The organism is Dokdonella sp., from assembly GCF_049593775.1.
Taxonomy (GTDB): Bacteria; Pseudomonadota; Gammaproteobacteria; order Xanthomonadales; family Rhodanobacteraceae; genus Dokdonella.
The window spans coordinates 1-17289 of sequence record NZ_JBAWHJ010000261.1 but is presented as its reverse complement, the minus strand read 5'-3'; the positions used below and the strand labels follow the sequence as shown (position 1 = coordinate 17289).

The window sequence follows — 17289 nt, the reverse complement described above, 5'->3', positions numbered from 1 at the left end:
TGTCCACATCGCGAAACGCCGTGTCGTCGAACGGATGCGCCGCGAATCCGGTAGTGGCAATCAACTCTCGACAAACGACTTGAGGCGCCCCAACGCCTGATCCCATTGCCTGGATACGACATCCATGTAGGCAGTCGCATCGTGCAGTCGTTGCGGGTTCAGGGCATAGAGGTTCTCGCGGCCGGACTTCCTGCTACTGACGACGCCGGCATCTTCGAGTACCCGCAAGTGCTTGGTGATTGCCTGGCGGGTCAGGGTGGAATTCTCTGCTAGCTGACTGATCGAACACTGCGAGCCGTTGCTGAGTCGTGTGACAAGGCCGAGTCGTGTCGGATCGCCGAGTGCCGCGAAAATGTTCGCGGTCTCGGGTGCTTCCTCCAGCAACCGTCCGAGTGCGCTACTCGACATGCTGCTTGATGTTCTTCATCTGCGTTTCCCAGCCGTGGGTATTCATGCGCAGCGCTTCGGGGCGGCGGCCTGCAGGAATCTTGTCGAAGCCGGATTCAACGACTCTGAGCAGCGTTCCGCCGGATGTTGGTTGCAGCGTGAATTCGACCAGGGTCGGTTCTTCCTTCGAGTAGTCGGTATTCGCTTCGACGGCATAGGGGTGCCAGGTAAACGCGAAACGGTGCTCCGGTTCGATGGCCGTGACCGTGGCTTCCCATTTCACGTGCTCGAAGCCGGGATGGGTGAACTTGCCGCGAGTGATTTCCTGCAGCCGGAAAGGTCCCTCCAGCTTGATCCTGAACCATTGTTCGAATTGTTCGTGGTCGGTCAGCGCCTGCCAGACACGGGATACAGGTGCGCTGATTTCGATTTCCTTGGTGATGCTGTTGGTCATATGCCACCTCCTGGTTGCATATCAGGCTCGCACGTCCCGGGACTAAATGCAACCTGAAAGTTGCGCAATGGTGGCTGGAGCCTGTACAGGTGCAAGCGCAGATTCCCTAGCGATAGTCCCGATGACAGTCTTCACAGGCGTTCCTGAGATCGGTCAACGCTTGGGCGCGCTGCTGGCAGGGTGTGTCCCCGGCCTTGTAAATGGCCTTCCTGAGATTTTCGACATACAGCTGGAATACCCGATCCGGAGTCTGGCCAGCCGGGAAGGCAACCTCGATGTCGCCGACCAGCATGGCCAGCTTGCTCATGGCATAGCGATCGTCTTCGCACTGCAGCTTGTCGGCGGCAGCGCTGGCTGATTCCAGTTCGTGCTTCATGACGCTCATCAGCGCCTCGGGATAGGGATCCCTGCGACTGAGGATATTGGCGGCGGTTGTGGCGGTAATCGCACCGACGAGCAGGCCGACCAGCAAGCAAACAACGTAGCGCATGAAGGATAGTTCCGAGTGAGGACTCCCGAATGGTAGCGAGTTCCGTCCTGCGTTTGGATCTGCGTCCACCGTGCCTGCGTGATAATCTCCCGCGCCGCATGAATACGACCCTGGAAAACAGCTTGCCGATGGACGAACGCTTCCGTGGCCTTGATCGGCTCTACGGTCAGGGCAGCAGTGCGCGCCTTGCCGCCAAGCGGGTCTGCATTGTCGGTATCGGTGGTGTCGGATCCTGGGTTGTCGAGGCGCTGGCCCGCAGTGCGGTTGGGAATCTCACGCTGATCGATGCGGACGATGTCTGCGTCAGCAATACCAATCGCCAGTTGCATGCGCTCGAAGGCCAGTACGGTCGCGACAAGGTCGAGGTAATGGCCGAGCGCGCGCGGGCCATCAATCCCGCGATCCAGGTGGAAACCTTTGCGGATTTTCTGACCTCGGCCAACCTGGAGGCGTTGCTGGATCGCGGCTACGACCTTGTCATCGATTGCTGCGACGCGTTCCGCACCAAGGTCGAGATGATTGCCTGGTGCCGGCGGCGAAAGCTGCCATTGATCGTGAGTGGTTCGGCCGGTGGGCGAATCGATCCGACACTGGTCCGCGTACGTGATCTTTCGCGTACCGAACACGATGCCATGCTCGCCCTGATCCGCAAGAAGTTGCGCGAGGAGTTTCGCTTCCCGCGCGGACCCAAGCGCTACTTCGGCGTGCAGGCGATCTACTCACTGGAAAATGTGCGCTATCCGCAGGCCGATGGCAGCGTCTGTGGCCTGCGTCCGGAATCGGGGGAGGGCGGACTCAAGCTGGATTGCGGGGGCGGTCTCGGCGCAGCTACGCACGTGACCGCCACGTTTGCCTTTGTCGCCGTGGCCGCGGCAATCAAGAAGCTGCTCGCAACGAGCGAATCCTGAGGCGAGTCAGCGGCCGGCTGACGGGTGCTGCGTCTGGCTGAATTCCGGCAGCTTGAACAAGCGCTCGGCATTCGTGGTGGTCAAGAGTGCCGTCTGCTCTTCACTCGTATTGCGCAGCTCGGCGACAACGGTCAGCAATTCGCGCAGTCGGGATGGTTCATTGCGCTCGCCCTGGTGCCCTGACAATGGCTGATCGGGCGAATCGGTTTCCAGCAAGAGGAATTCGCCGGGCATTTCCGCGACCAGATTGCGCAGCCGATGGGCGCGCGGATACGTTGCCGGCCCGCCGATACCCAGCATGAAATCGAGCTTGTAGAACGCCTCGGCTTGTTGGGTGCTGCCCGAAAAGCTGTGGATGACACCGCGCAGCTTTCCGATCCGCCGGATACAGGCGGCCACTGCATCGAAGGCACGCCTGGCATGGACGACGACGGGCAGGTCGAAGTCTCGGGCCAGTTCCAGTTGGCGCTCGAAGAACATGGTCTGGGTTTCGCGGTCGAGTCCGTCTACGAAGAAATCGAGTCCGCACTCGCCAATCGCCACAGGTCTCCGTTTCTCGACGAGTCCGGCCAGTTCGTCGAGGTGCTCAACCCTATGCTGCGCCAGGAACATCGGATGCAGGCCAAAGGCTGGATAGAGCCCAGGGTTGTCGGCGCAAAGCTCGCCAAGCTTTTTCCAGCCCGAACGTGCAATGGCCGGGACGATCTGTCGATGGACGCCCACGCTTGCAGCACGCATCAGGACTTCGCTTCGATCAGTGCCGAAGGCTTCCGTGTCGATGTGGCTATGGCTATCAATCAGCATGGCTGGGGCCGGGTTTCATCCTGACGGTGGCAGGCGCGAGAATCGCCACGCTGTTAGCGCACAACCAGCCAGGCAGCGAGTCCAAGGAACATGCCCAGGCTGACGATATCGGTTGCCTTGGTCAGGAAAATGCTCGAAGCGGTGGCTGGATCGGCGCCAACCTTGCGCAGTATCTGCGGGACTCCGGCACCGACCAGACCTGCGACTCCGCAACTGGCGGTCATTGCCATCCAGGTGATGGTGGCCAGCAGCCATGCATCGGGATTGTCCTGGTTGCTTGCGAGCAGGTACATCGCGGTGCCGCCAAGCAGCCCGGTCAACGAACCGTTGACCATGCCCAGCCATGATTCCTTGCCTATGAGACGCCAGCCTTGTCCGGGTTTGAGTTCGCCGAAGGTCATTCCTCGCAGGGTGACGGCCAGCGCCTGACATCCGGTGTTGTTGCACTGGTCGGAGAGTACGGGCAGGAAGACTGCAAGCAGGACAATGTGGTTGATGGTGTCCTGGAATATCCCGACCACCGCCGCTGTGGCAAATGTTGCAACCAGGTTCAATTGCAGCCACGGATGTCGGAACTTGAGGCTGCGCATCCACGATGTACTCAGGCGCTCTTCCTTCTCGACGCCGACCATGGAACCCGCTTGCGCGCTGATCTCGAATGCCTGCTCCTCGAAGATGACCGAGCCGCGTACCACGCCGATGAGGCGGCCATCGATGTCGCAGACCGGGTAGACCGGGTAGTGGCGGCGCACCACTTCGCGCATTGCGTCCACGACATCCGTATCCGGTCGCAGGGAGAATGGATGCGGCACCATGATTTCTTCAAGACGCTGGTCGGGGCGGGCGAATACCAGTTCGCGAAAGGTAACCACGCCGATCAGACTGTGCTTGGTATCGACCACAAACACATAGGTGACCAGGGTCCGCGATGCGACGGGACGCAAGCTCTCCAGTGCGCTGGAGACCTGCACATCCGGAGTGAAGGCTTCGGGTGCGGGTTCCATCAGGCGCCCGACCGAACCCTCGGGCCAATTGCGGCTGGATTGCCATTGCTCGCTGGTGCCCTGGCCCGCTGCGAAGGCGATCCTGCCACGCCGTTCCGGACCGAATCGATCCAGTATGGCGAGTCCGCGCCCCGGTCCCATGGCATGCAGTAAAGCGGCGATCGAATCGTCCGGCTGAACGCTCAATCGGCGTGCAGCAGCTTCGGCATCCATGTTGCGCAGATCATCGAGTTGCGTGGTTTGTTCGGGCATAGACTTTTGATCCTGGACTGCGCGCGATGCTAACCCATGCCTGTTGCGGAGGACAGGCATGGGCAGGTTGGCAACGGCGCCGGGTGGCGTGTTTGGCAGGACACTGCGTTGCCCATGGCGGCCTGTCGAATACCTGCCTGATCAGGATGCTCGTGCCGCGGCATACCCTGTCTGCCGAGTCAGTGCCGCTGGGTTTTCGCTGCGCCTTTGCATGCAGCCGCCGCTGGCGATGAAATCCAGGCACGCCATTCATCAACATCATCATCATTGGGCGGAGGTTCATCTGTGGATGACATTCTTGCCAGTGTGTCTTTCCAGTCAAACTGTCCTTGCGAGGAGCAGATCCATGATGTTTCGAACAGTGATAGCGATATTTTCAATGCTTGCCATCGTTGCGTGCGCTCCCATGCAGCCCAACGGCTATGGCGGAGGCTATCCGCCTGCTGGAGCAAGGGCGGAGTCAGGGACCGTGATGGACATCCAATCCATCGGGCAGCGCAATTCAAGCTCCGGCGGGGGCGCGGTGCTCGGAGCCGTAATCGGCGGAGCGCTGGGCAACCAGGTCGGCAAGGGTGATGGGCGAACAGCGGCGACCATTGCCGGTGCGGTGGCTGGCGGGGTGATAGGAAACAACGTCGAAAAACGCAACAACGGATACCGCACCATTTACCGGATCCTGGTTCGCATGAATGGCTCGGGCCGAACCTTCACCTTCGAGCAACCGGATTCCTACGGACTTCGTCGCGGCGATCCCATCTACATCGACAATGGCTACGTGGTGCCTGGCTGGTAAGTCCGCCTCGCGTGTAGTGACATCGCTGAAACGAAAAAAGCCGGCCCAATGGCCGGCTTTTTTCGTTTCATGAATCTGTGTTTCTAGTTGATGCTGTAGAAACTGTGCGCGCCGATGACTGCGACTGGATGGCCCTTGCTCCAGGCAGGAGACGCAAGATCGCCGGCGACGAAATGGCTGGCATCCGGTACGACGAATTCGCGTTGTTCGACCGGCAGGTCCCACATCTGCATGGCGTGGTCCGCCACCAGCCACGCTTTCTCCCAAGCTTCAGGATTGCGCAACATGTAATTCTTGTTGGTTGTGGAAATCGCGAACTGCAAACGTGCGTTGACGACATCACAAACGCTGTCGCCCCAGCGTCCGTCATCACGGCGACGCATGGCGACTTCGGCTACTGCAGCTTGCCCCAACTGCGACTCGCTGCGCGCTTCGAGGTAAACCATCGCAGCCAGGCACGTTCGATCGGCCTCATGGGCCGGCATTACAGATGCCAGCCAAAGTAACCATGCCAATTTCATTGTTTGTTTCTCCTGCAAACCTGACTGCCGGTTTCGCACACGGCGGCATCTGCATTGCGATGCCTGGAACCGTGGGTGCTACCTTTCAGCCATCAGATATCCGCTCGACTTCAAGTCGGACATCACGATGCGCAGGCGGTTCCGGTTGCGAATTGCCTAATTCGTTACCACCGCACTGCACGTGTTGGAATTAACCGGCGCGCGTCTGCTGCGCCTCCTGATCCGGGTCTAGTCGTCTGCCTGTCGCGGCGGTCGTTCCGACTCGGTGTTTCGTATCTCTAGCAAAGATGACTGAACGGTATCTGGATCATCAAAACTGAAAGTTGCGGGCGGGCATGAACACCACCACTCATACGACTCGGCGCGGAGATTACTTCCTCGTTGTGGAGTTGTCACTCAAAAACGAACCTGAACATGAACGCGGTGTTCAGTTTGGGCTTGAATGAATGCTGCGGTGCAGCGTCAGGTTCGATCGATGAAGTGCGGCAGCAACGCCGCATGACGCGTGCAGCTACGCGCTGACAAGGCTATCCATCATGTCGAATATGTCGATGTGTAGTCGGCTTGTGCCTGTGCTCTCGTCTGGCTGGGCGTGCGACTGGCGAACCTACTTGTATCCGTAGAACCCGCTGAGCATTTTCTGGTCGCCGTCGTAGTCTTCGGCGGACGCTGGAACGAACTTGGTCACGCCCAATTCGAGCAGCAGCTCTGCAAGCTCGGGAGCGCCTTCGACGTTGAGCAGGGCATCGCGCACCTTGTTGCGAACGTCCTCGGGCACGTTGGGTGAGGCAAGAATGGCGGGGCCGGCAAACTCTCTGGAGGTGAACACGGTGATGTGGCTCGGGTTGCCAAAAGTCTCGAGCATCCAGGTCGGGAAGATCATGGCGTCGGCTTCGCCACTATTGAGTATGTCCATGGCATCTCGCCATGAAGTCGAGTTGGACTTGATCTCCGGTTGCTGGACCGGATCCGGGAAAATCTCGGCGAGCAGTGCATAGCCCAGGCTGGGGGCAGGCATGGTCGCGATGCTCGCGTTTTCCAGGCCCTTCGTACTGTTGCTCTCGCCCTCGAACTACGGGCTGGCGAGCAAGGTGTATGAGGTGGGCTGCAACCTGTGGACAAGCGGGATGAATTGCGAGCGCTTGATGCGATAGTCGGCGAAATGGGCTTCGTCGTAGGAAAAGTCGGTATTGTCAGGCTGCCGGATTTCGCGCCAGTAGTCCGAGTAGTTTGAGGGAATATCAAGAACGAAGGTTTCGCCGGTGGCCTTGCTCAGATAGTCGAGCAGCGGCTTGTAGATTTCCTCCGCTGCCTCTGGCGTGTAGGTCGGTTCCGGGGTGAAGCGATATTGGGCTGCCGCGGCCAGCGATGCAGTCGTCAGGAGGGCGAGACATGCCAGGCCCGTTGCGAGGTGGCCATACGTGCTTTTGCGGGTCAAGCTGCTCATGCGTCCTGTTTCCTTTTCTCGTCTTTGCTGCGGCTCGGACGAATCATGCAAGGTCCTTACCAATTTTGCTGCCACGGACAGTCGGTTACGCCTTTTCCATGTTCGTAATCCTGGCGCCTGATGCCAGTCGCAGGCCAGTGCCATCTGTCAGGCCTGCGGGCAGGATTGCCAATGCCTGAATGCCTGCGTTCGGGGACTGCGCTGCATAGAGGATGCGCCCTGCGGCCGCATCACTCAAATCCTCGTGAATCCATTCGCCGTCAGGCGGCAAATGGTCGCCTTCGATGGCGAGGCGTACGCAATGGCGCTTGTTGCCGCCGCGATAGTGCAAGCGTGCGACGATTTCCTGTCCCGGATAGCAGCCTTTACTCAGGCTCACAGCCGAAAGCCGCTCAAGGCCGAGGGCCGGCGGGGTGAATTCTCCCGACAGCTCGGCCGCGATCCACGGAAGCCCGGCGGCAATATCAGCCGAGCGCCATTCGAGGAGGCGTGCAGTGTCCTGGGTCGAGTCTGGCCGCCCAAGGCTGATAGTGACTTGTCGAAGCGGCAGGCCGGGCAGATTGATCGACCAGTTGTCATCGCCGTATGCGAGCGCCTGCTCTGGCTTGTCGACCATGGGGGTTTCAAGCAGGCACGCTTCAGGCAGGGCGGTGATTGTCAGGCGGGATCGAAAAATGAAGCGCGACAGTCCGCTCGCCATGTCATTGGCATTGCCCATGGGTAGCCATGCAAGCAATTGCCCGGATTGCAGGTGGAGAAGGGCGAAAAGGAAGCGCACGCGCCCCTGAGGATCAAGCCAGGCGTTCCAATGCCAACTGCCGACGGGCAGGGCCGACACATCGTTGCTGAATTGGGATTGCGCGAAGGTTTCTGCCTCCGGCCCCGACATCTCGACGATTTCCGCACTGTCCATGAACTTGCTCAAGGTCGTTGCCATCTCCTGAAAAACACATTTTCTTCACCGCACGATCTTACTTGCAACGGACGCAGGTTGACGTGCCGGTTGTCAGAAAGCGCCGTGGGCATTAAGATTTTGCAGTTGACAAATCTCATGTCGAAGCCCAAACCACACCCTGACGCGATAAAGAATGTGCCCGCTCCAGATGAGCAGGCCGATGCGTCACGCGTCGAGGAAACGCCCGAAGAAATCGGCGGGCGCGGTGGTCTGGACCCCGTTCGCTACGGCGATTGGGAAAAAGATGGTCGCTGCATCGACTTCCGGGACAACCGTCCCGGATTCTGACCTTCGGGTCGCCAGCCAACAGCAAGGGCCTGCACCATGCCTCCAAACGCTCGACCGCTGTCTCCGCATCTGCAGGTTTATCGCTGGCAGATCCAGATGGTCACCTCGATCCTGCACCGGGCGACCGGTGTCATTCTCGTCGTCGGCAGTCTTCTCGCCGCTGCATCGCTTGCCGCGCTCGCCAGCGGGCCGGATGCATGGGCCTGTGTACTCGGCCTCGCTGCGACCTGGTACGGGCAAGTGGTTCTGATCGGCTGGACCTGGGCTCTGGCCTACCACTGGTTGAACGGCATACGCCATCTTCTGCAGGATGCGGGCCTCGGCTTCTCGATCGCCCGTTTCGTCAGCAACTCCTGGGTTTCGGTGATCGGCAGTTTCGTGCTGACGGCAATCATCTGGATACTTGTCTGCAGTCGCGGAGGTGCCGCATGAGCCAGGCCGACAAATTCCGCCACCCGATCAAGAACGCGCGTGGCCTCGGCTCGGCGAAAGACGGCGTGCACCATTTCATGGTCCAGCGCATCACCGCCGTCGCCCTGCTGGCCTTGTGCGTCTATGTTGTCTGGTTGTTGATGACGCTGATCGGTTCGGACTATCCGCAAGCCCGCGCCGCAGTCGCCAACCCCTGCAACGCAATCCTGCTGATTGCCTTTCTGGTGGCCATGTTCTGGCACGGGCAACTGGGCATGCAGGTCGTCATCGAGGATTACGTGCACAAACCGTGGCTGGCGCTGACGTGCCAGTTGCTGGTGAAGTTTGTCTGTGCCCTCGCTGCCCTGGCGAGCATTCTCGCCGTGGTTCGAATCGCATTGGGGGCTTGAACATGTCTGCTTACAAGATCCAGGAACATCAGTACGACATGATCGTCGTTGGCGCCGGTGGGGCTGGCTTGCGCGCAACCTTCGGTCTGGCGTCAAAGGGGCTGAAGACGGTCTGTCTCACCAAGGTCTTTCCCACCCGTTCGCATACCGTGGCGGCGCAGGGTGGAATCTCTGCAGCGCTCGGCAACATGGGTGAGGACGACTGGCGCTATCACTATTTCGACACGATCAAGGGATCCGACTGGCTCGGCGACCAGGACGCGATCGAGTACATGTGCAAGGAAGCGCCGGCTGCAATCATCGAGCTGGAACACTACGGCGTACCGTTCTCGCGCACCGAGGACGGCAAGATCTATCAGCGTCCCTTCGGCGGAATGACGACCCAGTACGGTGAAGGCCCGGCTGCCCAGCGCACCTGCGCGGCCGCCGATCGTACCGGCCACGCGATGCTGCATACCCTGTACCAGCAATCGCTCGCGCATGACGCGCGCTTCATGATCGAATATTTCGCACTCGACCTGATCTGGGACAGTGAAGGCACCTGTTGCGGCGTGCTTGCCCTGGACATGGCCGAAGGAACCCTGCATCTGTTCCGCGGCCACGGCGTGGTACTGGCAACCGGCGGCTATGGTCGCGCCTATTTCAGTGCCACATCGGCGCATACCTGCACCGGTGACGGCGGCGGCCTCATGCTTCGCTCTGGTCTGGCCATGCAGGACATGGAGTTCGTCCAGTTTCATCCTACCGGCATCTACGGTGCCGGTTGCCTGATCACCGAGGGTGTTCGAGGCGAAGGCGGCATCCTGCGCAATTCCAGTGGCGAGCGCTTCATGGAGCGATATGCGCCGCACTACAAGGATCTGGCATCACGCGATGTGGTCAGCCGGTCGATGACGATCGAGATCCGCGAGGGCCGTGGCGTTGGTCCCGAAAAGGATCACATCCTGCTCGACCTGACCCATCTTGGTCATGAGGTCATCAACGAAAAGCTTCCAGGCATCGCCGAGAGTGCGCGCATTTTCGCCAATGTCGATGTAACCCGGCAGCCGATTCCGGTATTGCCGACCGTGCACTACAACATGGGTGGCATACCGACCAACTACCACGGCGAAGTGGTGCAGAAGGTTGGCGAGAACCCGGACCAGGTCGTGCAGGGCCTGTACGCCATCGGCGAGGCTGCCTGCGTCTCCGTGCATGGTGCGAACCGTCTGGGGTCCAATTCATTGCTCGACCTGGTCGTCTTTGGTCGCGCCGTTGCCAATCGTTGCGCCGAAACCATCAAGCCGGGCATGCCGCACAAGGTGTTGCCGACAACAGCCTGCGACAAGGCACTGGCCAACCTCGACAAGCTGCGCAATGCCGATGGCGCGTCACCGACTGCAAAAATCCGGCTCAACATGCAGCGCACGATGCAAAGCGATGCTGCTGTCTTCCGTACGTCGAAGACATTGACCGAAGGCTGCGACAAGATGGCGAAAGTGTTCGCCAGCTTCGAAGACGTCAAGGTCAGTGATCGTTCGCTCGTATGGAATTCGGATCTGATCGAAACCTACGAATTGCAGAACCTGCTTTACAACGCAGTGGCCACCATCAACTCGGCGGAACAGCGCAAGGAAAGTCGTGGTGCCCACGCACACGAAGACTTCCCCGATCGTGACGATGCGAACTGGCAGAAACACACCTTGGTCAAGGTCGACGAGAAGGGAGCTTCAAGCTTCGATTTCCGCCCCGTGCATATGTACACGCTGAGCGATGATGTCGAGGTAATACCGCCCAAGAAGCGGGTGTATTAGGGCAGGGATTCGAGTTTTGGGAATCGGGATTCGCAAAAGCGCTCTGCAGCGCGGTTGTCCACCCGAAAATTGAATCGCTTCATTTGTATTGATGCTCAAAATGCTGCGGGTCACGGTTATGGTTCGCACGGAGAATTCCAGTCATGGCTGAGTTTGCACTTCCAAAAAACTCGAAGATCCAGCAGGGCAAGCGTTATCCGGCCAAGGCCGGCGCGACGAATGTTCGTGAATTCCGGGTCTATCGCTGGAGCCCGGATGACGGGGACAATCCGCGCATCGACACCTACGAGGTCGACATGTCGACCTGCGGACCGATGGTTCTGGATGCCCTGATCAAGATCAAGAACGAGATCGATCCGACCCTGACCTTCCGCCGCTCCTGTCGCGAAGGCATTTGCGGTTCGTGCGCGATGAATATAGACGGCACGAATACGCTGGCCTGCACCAAGGCCATCGAGGACTGTTCGAAGGGCGACGTGCCGATCTATCCGTTGCCGCACATGTCGGTGGTCAAGGATCTGGTCCCGGACATGACGCATTTCTATGCGCAGTACGCCTCGATCAAGCCCTGGCTGCGCACGCAAAGCGCGGCACCGCCCAAAGAACGCCTGCAATCGAAAGAAGACCGCGCCAAGCTCGATGGCCTCTACGAGTGCATTCTCTGTGCCTGCTGCTCGACCAGTTGCCCAAGCTACTGGTGGAATGGCGATCGCTATCTGGGTCCGGCCATCCTGCTGCAGGCCTACCGCTGGATCGTCGACAGTCGTGACGAGGATACCGGCGAGCGCCTCGACGAACTCGAGGATCCGTTCCGCCTGTATCGCTGCCACACCATCATGAATTGCACGCGTACCTGTCCCAAGGGGCTGAATCCCGCCAAGGCGATTGCAGAGATCAAGAAGCTCATGATCGAGCGACGCGCCTGAGCACGGCGATCCCCTGCTGATGGACGCCGAGATCAAGCGACTGCGCTGGAGGTGCCGGCGTGGCACGCGTGAACTCGATCAACTGGTGGGCTGGTGGCTGGACGAACGCCATGCCGACGCAGATGCCACGCTTCGCGAAGGATTTGCCGGTTTGCTCGAGCAGCAGGATCCGGATCTCTGGAACTGGATCCTCGGAAATGGATCACCATCCGATGCGAATCAGGCTCGCGTGATTGATGAAATCCGCGCCCGCAATCGCGTTTGACTACCGGCCCAGTCGCCTGCTTGGTTTGGCGATCGCGTGCATGACCGTGCTGGCCGTGGTGGCGACAGTGCTCAATGGCCTGGATCTTCAATGGCGATTGTTGCTGGCGCTGATTGCAGCTTCCTTCGGGAGTTTCGCCCTGTTTCGACACCTGCAACCCCGATATCTCCGTATCGCCCGGGGTGAGGGTGGCTGGATCCTCGTCGATGGCCATGGTGTTGATCATCCGGCCAGCCTGATTGGCCACGTCGATCGCGGTGGCTTGCTGGTGCTTGAGTTCGTTGACGACACCGTTGCTCGTACGCGATTCATCCTCGCTGCAGACAATTGTGAGGGCGATTTGCGCAGGCGTCTGCTGCTGGTGCTGGCTGCTGGTGAACCCAGGCAACAGTTGGTGCAAACCCGGTGATGTCGGGCAGATTCAGGCAGCGGGCTTGCCGCCCCATGCTGGCTTGCGGCACTCTTTCAGCTCGGCGCGGTCCAGTCTCGGGGGCCTGACCCCGTGCAACGTCTCCCAAGGATAGTAATCCGGCATGTTCCGACCGCTCGAATTCTTCATCGGCTTGCGCTATACGCGCGCCAAGCGCCGCAATCATTTCATCTCGTTCATATCGCTGGTTTCGATCATGGGTATCGCAGTCGGCGTGACCGCGCTGATCACCGTGATTTCGGTGATGAATGGATTCGACCATGAGCTGAAGAGCCGCATCCTCGGCATGGTGGCGCATGCCACTGTGGAAGGCGTGGGGGAAAGCGTGCGCGACTGGCCTGAAGCACTGAAGCGTGCGGAAGCCAACCCTGATGTGCTTGGAGCGGCGCCCTATGTCGAGCGCGAAGCGATGCTTCAGGGCGAGCGTGTCTCCGGCTCGATCGTGCGCGGCGTGCTTCCCGAATACGAGCCCAGGGTTTCGGAGATCGATCGAAAGATGGTCGAGGGAGCGTTGTCGGACCTGGTGCCCGGGGAATTCAAGATCCTGCTGGGGCGCGAACTGGCGATGAAGCTCGGTGTTGAGGTGGGCGACTACGCCACTGTCATCACGCCGGAAGTCAGTACCTCGCCAGTGGGCGTGCAACCCCGCTTCAAGCGTTTCATGGTCAGTGGCATCTTTGAAATCGGCATGCAGGAATATGACGGTGCCCTGGCGGTCGTGCACATGCAGGATGCCGAGACACTCTACCGGCTCAATGGTCCGACCGGCATTCGCCTGCGCCTTGATGACATGTTCCGCGCGTACGCCGTGGCCAGGGACATTTCCGGCCAGCTTGGTCAATCCTATCGGGTTACAGACTGGATGCAGGGACACAGCAATTTCTTCAAGGCCATCGCCATGGAGAAAAAGGTCATGTTTCTGATCCTTTCCCTGATCGTGGCAGTAGCGGCATTCAACCTCGTCTCGACCCTGGTCATGCTGGTCACCGACAAGCAGGCCGACATCGCCATCTTGCGCACCCTCGGGCAAAGTCCGGGCAGCATCATGGGCGTGTTCATGGTGCAGGGCGTATTGGTGGGCACGCTTGGCATCGTTCTGGGTGTCGGCTTTGGAGTGATGCTTTCACTCAATCTTTCGGCACTCGTGCGCTGGGTCGAGGAGACTTTTGGCGTTTCCTTCCTGTCGGCGGATGTCTACTACATCAGCGAGCTTCCATCGGAGCTGCAATGGAACGACGTCGGCTGGATTACGGTGACGGCTTTCCTGTTCTGCATCCTGGCCACCTTGTATCCCGCCTGGCGCGCGGCACGTATCGATCCGGCAGCGGCGCTTCGTTATGAGTAGTGTTCAATTGAAAGAGTCCGCCGGGTCCGGCAAGTCTGTGATCCTTCGCGCGAATCGTGTCGCCAAGATCTACAAGGAAGGCGACTTGCGAACGGATGTTCTGCACGATGTCAGCTTCCAGGTGCATCGAGGTGAAACGGTTTCGATCGTTGGCGCCTCTGGTACCGGCAAGAGCACCTTGCTGCATATCCTCGGTGGACTGGATACCGCAACGGCTGGCGAGATCGAGGTTGAAGGCCAGGTCATGTCACGCTTGTCCGACAGGGCACGCGGCGACTTGCGCAACCGCTCGCTTGGTTTCATCTATCAATTCCATCACCTGCTGCCCGAGTTCACCGCGCTGGAAAATGTCTGCATGCCGCTGTTGATCCGGGGCACTTCGATTCCGGAGGCGCGGAAGCTGGCTACGGAGTTGCTTGAGCGCGTCGGGCTGGGCGCCCGCATCGGGCACAAGCCCGGCGAGCTCAGTGGCGGAGAGCGCCAGCGCGCGGCGGTGGCCCGTGCATTGGTGACCCGTCCAGCCTGCGTGCTGGGAGATGAGCCCACCGGCAACCTCGACGAGGAGAATGCCGCCCAGGTCTATCAACTCATGCTCGAGCTCAATCGCGAGATCGGTACGGCACTTGTGCTGGTTACGCACGATCGCGGACTTGCCGCGCGCATGGATCGCACTCTGGAACTGCGTGGCGGAAGCATTCATGAACTCGGTGCCGATGCCGGCGTTTGAGGTCATGCCGGAGTAGGCTCCTGCTTCTCGCAGGCTGCGCAATCACGAGCATGATTTGGCAAGATGGAATAATGTCGCTAGCGTGATGGGTGCGGCGCAGCGAGCTCGACGCTCAGGTTCGATGACATTGGTTTCCAGGAAGGAACGATGCAATGCAGGAAGCAGGAGGACCAGATCCACATCGCTCAGGGTTCGCGATCAGGCGCTGGACCCTTCCTGGTCTGACGCCATTCCGTGCGTTCTGCCTGGTGGCCGGTGTCGTGACAGCGCACACGCTGCCATCGCTGCCACCTGCATGGGCCTCCATCTGCGGAATCCTGTTGTCCGTGATCCTGCTTTTTCGGACACGCCGGGGCGTTGCGCCGGTCTGGTTCCTGCTCGGTTTTTCCTGGGCCCTGCTGCGTGCCAGTGGCGCGCTCGAGGCGCAACTTCCCAACGAGCTGCATGGCCGTGATTTCGATGTCGTCGGGACGGTAATCGATCTTCCGCAGGCGGGCCCGGACAGTACGCGTTTCAGCTTCAATATCGAGACTGCCGAGCTCGATGGAGCAAGGCTTCCGTTGCGCGGCAATGTTCGACTGAACTGGTACGACAGCGCACCCGTGCTGGCGCCTTGCTCACGCTGGACGTTGCGCCTGCGGCTGCGCCCTCCGCGCGGACTCGTCAATCCCGGTGGCAATGACGGTGAGCGCAGTTCGGCACAGCGGGCCTGGGTGGCCGCGGGCTACGTGCGCGATTCCCCAGGCAATGCCTCGATGGGCGAGCAGACAGGCATTTGCGTGGATGGCTGGCGGCAATCCATCGCCCAGGCCATCCAGGGTGCGCTGGGCCCGGATTCGGCGAGATCGCTGTTGCGCGCCCTGGCTGTCGGCGACCAGCAAGCCATCAGTCAGGCCGACTGGCAGGTATTGCGCGCTACAGGAACAGGACATCTGATCTCGATATCCGGATTGCATGTCGGCTTGTTCGCCGCGTTCGGTGCATTGTTGGCACGACTCTTCTGGAAGCTGTTCCCGCGAATGACGCTGCGACTTCCCGGCCCGCTGATAGAAGCGCCCGTGGCGATGGCCTGCGCCCTGGGGTACGGCTTGCTCGCCGGCATGGGGATTCCGACAGTGCGCACCCTGGTGATGATCGGGGTCGGACTGATGGCGCGCTACTCGCGGCGGTCCACCTCGGTAGCCCAAGCCCTTGCCCTGGCCGCCATGGCCGTTGTCCTGTGGGATCCGCTGGCGACGCTGTCGGCGGGATTCTGGTTGTCCTTCATGGGTGTGGCGATACTTCTCGCGACAACATCGTCAACGCGCATGGAACGGCCAGCTTGGCGCGAGATGCCGCGCATGCAGCTGGTGTTGAGCATGGCCATGTTGCCCCTGACTGTCTGGTTCTTTGGCCAGGCCTCCTTGATCGGCCCACTGGCCAACCTGATTGCGGTGCCCTGGATCAGTCTGGTCATCGTGCCCCTGAACGTCTCGGGCAGCCTGTTTGTCGCCTGGCTGCCGGCAGTGGGCCTGCCATTGTTGCGACTTGCGGACACCTTGCTTGCCGGCTTCTGGCCGATCATGCAATGGATGTCGGAATTGCCTTCGGCCCAGCGCTACTTCGCCGCGTCACCAACGTGGGCATTCGCCCTCGCCATAGCAGGTATCGGCTGGAGCCTGATGCCATTTGGCCTCCGGACTCGCGCACTTGGCCTGTTCCTGGTGTTGCCCCTGGTCCTCCCGTCCCGAGAACATCTCGGTGAAGGCGAATTCGAAGCCTGGATGCTGGATGTAGGTCAGGGGCTATCGGTGGTCGTGCGTACGCCCGAGCAATATTGGCTGTACGACGCGGGGCCGCGCTATGCCAGCGGATTCGACGTCGGCGACGCGGTCGTCGTGCCGAGCCTGCACGCGCTGGGTGTCGGTGCTCTGGAGCGGATCGTCATCAGTCACGGTGACAGCGATCATTCCGGGGGTGCCATGGCCGTGCATCTGGCATTTTCGGACGCCCCGATTGAAAGCGGGGAGCCGGAGCGTCTGATCATGGCGGCGGGTGCCTGCCAGGCGGGGCAGGCCTGGAGTTCAGGCGGCGTCAGCATGCGTACCTTGCACGCCGCGGGTGCAGGGCAGGGCAAGAGCAACGATCGTTCCTGTGTCATCGCGGTAACGGGCTACCATGGAAGTCTGCTGCTGACCGGTGACGCCACCGATCGCGTGGAGCCGGCCATCGCATCGTTGGCCACGGACCTGCCAAGACCACTGGTCTTGCAAGTTCCTCATCACGGCAGCAAGACAGCTTCGTCTGGAGGATTCCTCGACACACTGGCACCACAACTGGCTTTGGTCTCGTCGGGCTACCGGAACCAGTTCGGTCATCCGGCAGAGGTAGTCCGCAACCGCTACGCCGAGCGCTCCATCGACCTGCTCAATACTGCCGAGTCCGGTTATCTGCACGTGCGTTTCGTTTCCGCCGGACTGGAAATCGAGCGCGGTCGCGAGCTCGAGTCCGCCTGGTGGCGGCGGCCTTGAGCGAGTGAGATTGGTGAAGCCACCGGGCCGGAACCCGGAATCGCGACGCTGCGCGCAAGACCGTTTGCACACGCTGGTATCATCGGCGCTCGGATCGCGGTCAGATGCAACGCGTCCCTATTGCCCAAAGTCTCAAGGAGTTGCTCCAAGTGCTTGAAATTCTTATTGC

At 60.4% G+C, this 17289-nt stretch carries 21 protein-coding genes; 12 read left to right on the top strand and 9 right to left on the bottom strand.

The features are described 5' to 3' along the window. Window positions 1-60: 60 nt before the first annotated feature. From WBP53_RS09370 to WBP53_RS09360, 3 genes are all read right to left on the bottom strand, one after another. Window positions 61-408, bottom strand: a complete 348-nt coding sequence (locus WBP53_RS09370) for an ArsR/SmtB family transcription factor (protein ID WP_423928222.1) — start codon at window positions 406-408, stop codon at window positions 61-63. Then, the gene (locus tag WBP53_RS09365; protein ID WP_423928220.1) at window positions 398-841 is read right to left on the bottom strand and encodes an SRPBCC family protein; all 444 of its coding nucleotides are present in this window, start codon (window positions 839-841) and stop codon (window positions 398-400) included. The genes WBP53_RS09370 and WBP53_RS09365 overlap by 11 nt, the downstream gene beginning before the upstream one ends. Before the next feature lie 106 nt (window positions 842-947). Then, window positions 948-1331 (bottom strand): hypothetical protein, encoded by a 384-nt coding sequence (locus WBP53_RS09360; protein ID WP_423928218.1) that lies wholly within the window; start codon window positions 1329-1331, stop codon window positions 948-950. A 98-nt stretch (window positions 1332-1429) separates the two neighbouring features. Here WBP53_RS09360 and tcdA point away from each other — a divergent pair, with 98 nt between their 5' ends. Beyond that, the gene (tcdA, locus tag WBP53_RS09355) at window positions 1430-2239 is read left to right on the top strand and encodes a tRNA cyclic N6-threonylcarbamoyladenosine(37) synthase TcdA (RefSeq protein ID WP_423928216.1); all 810 of its coding nucleotides are present in this window, start codon (window positions 1430-1432) and stop codon (window positions 2237-2239) included. A gap of 6 nt (window positions 2240-2245) precedes the next feature. Here tcdA and WBP53_RS09350 read toward each other — a convergent pair whose 3' ends face one another. Beyond that, window positions 2246-3043 carry a TatD family hydrolase gene (locus WBP53_RS09350; RefSeq protein WP_423928214.1) on the bottom strand — a complete coding sequence of 266 codons (798 nt, stop codon included), beginning with the start codon at window positions 3041-3043 and terminating at the stop codon, window positions 2246-2248. Window positions 3044-3096: 53 nt separating this feature from the next. Continuing rightward, window positions 3097-4299: a magnesium transporter gene (locus WBP53_RS09345; RefSeq protein ID WP_423928212.1), complete on the bottom strand. Its 1203-nt coding sequence runs from the start codon at window positions 4297-4299 to the stop codon at window positions 3097-3099. Window positions 4300-4645: 346 nt separating this feature from the next. Here WBP53_RS09345 and WBP53_RS09340 point away from each other — a divergent pair, with 346 nt between their 5' ends. Continuing rightward, window positions 4646-5092 carry a glycine zipper 2TM domain-containing protein gene (locus WBP53_RS09340; protein ID WP_423928210.1) on the top strand — a complete coding sequence of 149 codons (447 nt, stop codon included), beginning with the start codon at window positions 4646-4648 and terminating at the stop codon, window positions 5090-5092. Between the two features lie 83 nt (window positions 5093-5175). Here WBP53_RS09340 and WBP53_RS09335 read toward each other — a convergent pair whose 3' ends face one another. The 4 genes from WBP53_RS09335 to WBP53_RS09320 all read right to left on the bottom strand — a co-directional run bounded on the left by WBP53_RS09335 (window position 5176) and on the right by WBP53_RS09320 (window position 7985). Then, complete coding sequence (locus WBP53_RS09335) at window positions 5176-5613, bottom strand: cell wall hydrolase (protein ID WP_423928208.1); 438 nt, start codon at window positions 5611-5613, stop codon at window positions 5176-5178. Between the two features lie 607 nt (window positions 5614-6220). Beyond that, window positions 6221-6631: a PhnD/SsuA/transferrin family substrate-binding protein gene (locus WBP53_RS09330; protein ID WP_423928206.1), complete on the bottom strand. Its 411-nt coding sequence runs from the start codon at window positions 6629-6631 to the stop codon at window positions 6221-6223. 54 nt (window positions 6632-6685) lie between these two features. Then, window positions 6686-7060, bottom strand: coding sequence for a PhnD/SsuA/transferrin family substrate-binding protein (locus tag WBP53_RS09325; RefSeq protein WP_423928204.1), 375 nt, complete (start codon window positions 7058-7060; stop codon window positions 6686-6688). 85 nt (window positions 7061-7145) lie between these two features. Continuing rightward, window positions 7146-7985 (bottom strand): YgfZ/GcvT domain-containing protein, encoded by an 840-nt coding sequence (locus tag WBP53_RS09320; RefSeq protein ID WP_423928202.1) that lies wholly within the window; start codon window positions 7983-7985, stop codon window positions 7146-7148. A 126-nt stretch (window positions 7986-8111) separates the two neighbouring features. On the opposite strand from WBP53_RS09320, the gene WBP53_RS09315 reads away from it, so the two are divergent. From WBP53_RS09315 to WBP53_RS09270, 10 genes are all read left to right on the top strand, one after another. Further along, window positions 8112-8303, top strand: a complete 192-nt coding sequence (locus WBP53_RS09315; RefSeq protein WP_423928200.1) for a DUF1674 domain-containing protein — start codon at window positions 8112-8114, stop codon at window positions 8301-8303. Between the two features lie 36 nt (window positions 8304-8339). Next, entirely contained in the window at window positions 8340-8735 is a 396-nt protein-coding gene (gene sdhC / locus WBP53_RS09310; RefSeq protein WP_423928198.1) for a succinate dehydrogenase, cytochrome b556 subunit, read from the top strand. After that, a complete protein-coding gene (sdhD, locus tag WBP53_RS09305; RefSeq protein ID WP_423928196.1) occupies window positions 8732-9124 on the top strand; it encodes a succinate dehydrogenase, hydrophobic membrane anchor protein in 393 nt (130 codons plus the stop codon). Before sdhC ends, sdhD begins: the two co-directional genes overlap by 4 nt. 2 nt (window positions 9125-9126) lie before the next feature. Continuing rightward, entirely contained in the window at window positions 9127-10917 is a 1791-nt protein-coding gene (gene sdhA, locus WBP53_RS09300) for a succinate dehydrogenase flavoprotein subunit (RefSeq protein ID WP_423928194.1), read from the top strand. 143 nt (window positions 10918-11060) lie between these two features. Further along, entirely contained in the window at window positions 11061-11843 is a 783-nt protein-coding gene (locus tag WBP53_RS09295; protein ID WP_423928192.1) for a succinate dehydrogenase iron-sulfur subunit, read from the top strand. 19 nt (window positions 11844-11862) lie between these two features. Beyond that, window positions 11863-12108 carry a succinate dehydrogenase assembly factor 2 gene (locus tag WBP53_RS09290; protein ID WP_423928190.1) on the top strand — a complete coding sequence of 82 codons (246 nt, stop codon included), beginning with the start codon at window positions 11863-11865 and terminating at the stop codon, window positions 12106-12108. Then, window positions 12080-12517, top strand: a complete 438-nt coding sequence (locus tag WBP53_RS09285; RefSeq protein ID WP_423928188.1) for a hypothetical protein — start codon at window positions 12080-12082, stop codon at window positions 12515-12517. Before WBP53_RS09290 ends, WBP53_RS09285 begins: the two co-directional genes overlap by 29 nt. A 124-nt stretch (window positions 12518-12641) precedes the next feature. Beyond that, on the top strand, window positions 12642-13883 hold the full coding sequence (locus tag WBP53_RS09280; protein WP_423928186.1) for a lipoprotein-releasing ABC transporter permease subunit: 1242 nt from the start codon (window positions 12642-12644) through the stop codon (window positions 13881-13883). Beyond that, window positions 13876-14610, top strand: a complete 735-nt coding sequence (gene lolD, locus WBP53_RS09275; RefSeq protein WP_423928184.1) for a lipoprotein-releasing ABC transporter ATP-binding protein LolD — start codon at window positions 13876-13878, stop codon at window positions 14608-14610. Before WBP53_RS09280 ends, lolD begins: the two co-directional genes overlap by 8 nt. Before the next feature lie 152 nt (window positions 14611-14762). Beyond that, a complete protein-coding gene (locus tag WBP53_RS09270) occupies window positions 14763-17120 on the top strand; it encodes a DNA internalization-related competence protein ComEC/Rec2 (protein WP_423928182.1) in 2358 nt (785 codons plus the stop codon). The last annotated feature ends 169 nt before the right edge of the window (window positions 17121-17289 follow it).

Excerpts from the sequence above, each read along its gene's own strand:
- WBP53_RS09370 (WP_423928222.1), bottom strand. The coding sequence starts at position 408 with ATGTCGAGTAGCGCACTCGGACGGTTGCTGGAGGAAGCACCCGAGACC.
- WBP53_RS09345 (WP_423928212.1), bottom strand. The coding sequence starts at position 4,299 with ATGCCCGAACAAACCACGCAACTCGATGATCTGCGCAACATGGATGCC.
- WBP53_RS09295 (WP_423928192.1), top strand. The coding sequence starts at position 11,061 with ATGGCTGAGTTTGCACTTCCAAAAAACTCGAAGATCCAGCAGGGCAAG.
- WBP53_RS09270 (WP_423928182.1), top strand. The coding sequence starts at position 14,763 with ATGCAGGAAGCAGGAGGACCAGATCCACATCGCTCAGGGTTCGCGATC.
- WBP53_RS09290 (WP_423928190.1), top strand. The coding sequence starts at position 11,863 with ATGGACGCCGAGATCAAGCGACTGCGCTGGAGGTGCCGGCGTGGCACG.
- WBP53_RS09325 (WP_423928204.1), bottom strand. The coding sequence starts at position 7,060 with ATGAGCAGCTTGACCCGCAAAAGCACGTATGGCCACCTCGCAACGGGC.
- WBP53_RS09365 (WP_423928220.1), bottom strand. The coding sequence starts at position 841 with ATGACCAACAGCATCACCAAGGAAATCGAAATCAGCGCACCTGTATCC.
- sdhC (WP_423928198.1), top strand. The coding sequence starts at position 8,340 with ATGCCTCCAAACGCTCGACCGCTGTCTCCGCATCTGCAGGTTTATCGC.
- WBP53_RS09330 (WP_423928206.1), bottom strand. The coding sequence starts at position 6,631 with ATGCCTGCCCCCAGCCTGGGCTATGCACTGCTCGCCGAGATTTTCCCG.
- tcdA (WP_423928216.1), top strand. The coding sequence starts at position 1,430 with ATGAATACGACCCTGGAAAACAGCTTGCCGATGGACGAACGCTTCCGT.
- sdhA (WP_423928194.1), top strand. The coding sequence starts at position 9,127 with ATGTCTGCTTACAAGATCCAGGAACATCAGTACGACATGATCGTCGTT.
- WBP53_RS09335 (WP_423928208.1), bottom strand. The coding sequence starts at position 5,613 with ATGAAATTGGCATGGTTACTTTGGCTGGCATCTGTAATGCCGGCCCAT.
- lolD (WP_423928184.1), top strand. The coding sequence starts at position 13,876 with ATGAGTAGTGTTCAATTGAAAGAGTCCGCCGGGTCCGGCAAGTCTGTG.
- sdhD (WP_423928196.1), top strand. The coding sequence starts at position 8,732 with ATGAGCCAGGCCGACAAATTCCGCCACCCGATCAAGAACGCGCGTGGC.
- WBP53_RS09280 (WP_423928186.1), top strand. The coding sequence starts at position 12,642 with ATGTTCCGACCGCTCGAATTCTTCATCGGCTTGCGCTATACGCGCGCC.
- WBP53_RS09350 (WP_423928214.1), bottom strand. The coding sequence starts at position 3,043 with ATGCTGATTGATAGCCATAGCCACATCGACACGGAAGCCTTCGGCACT.
- WBP53_RS09360 (WP_423928218.1), bottom strand. The coding sequence starts at position 1,331 with ATGCGCTACGTTGTTTGCTTGCTGGTCGGCCTGCTCGTCGGTGCGATT.
- WBP53_RS09285 (WP_423928188.1), top strand. The coding sequence starts at position 12,080 with ATGAAATCCGCGCCCGCAATCGCGTTTGACTACCGGCCCAGTCGCCTG.
- WBP53_RS09315 (WP_423928200.1), top strand. The coding sequence starts at position 8,112 with ATGTCGAAGCCCAAACCACACCCTGACGCGATAAAGAATGTGCCCGCT.
- WBP53_RS09340 (WP_423928210.1), top strand. The coding sequence starts at position 4,646 with ATGATGTTTCGAACAGTGATAGCGATATTTTCAATGCTTGCCATCGTT.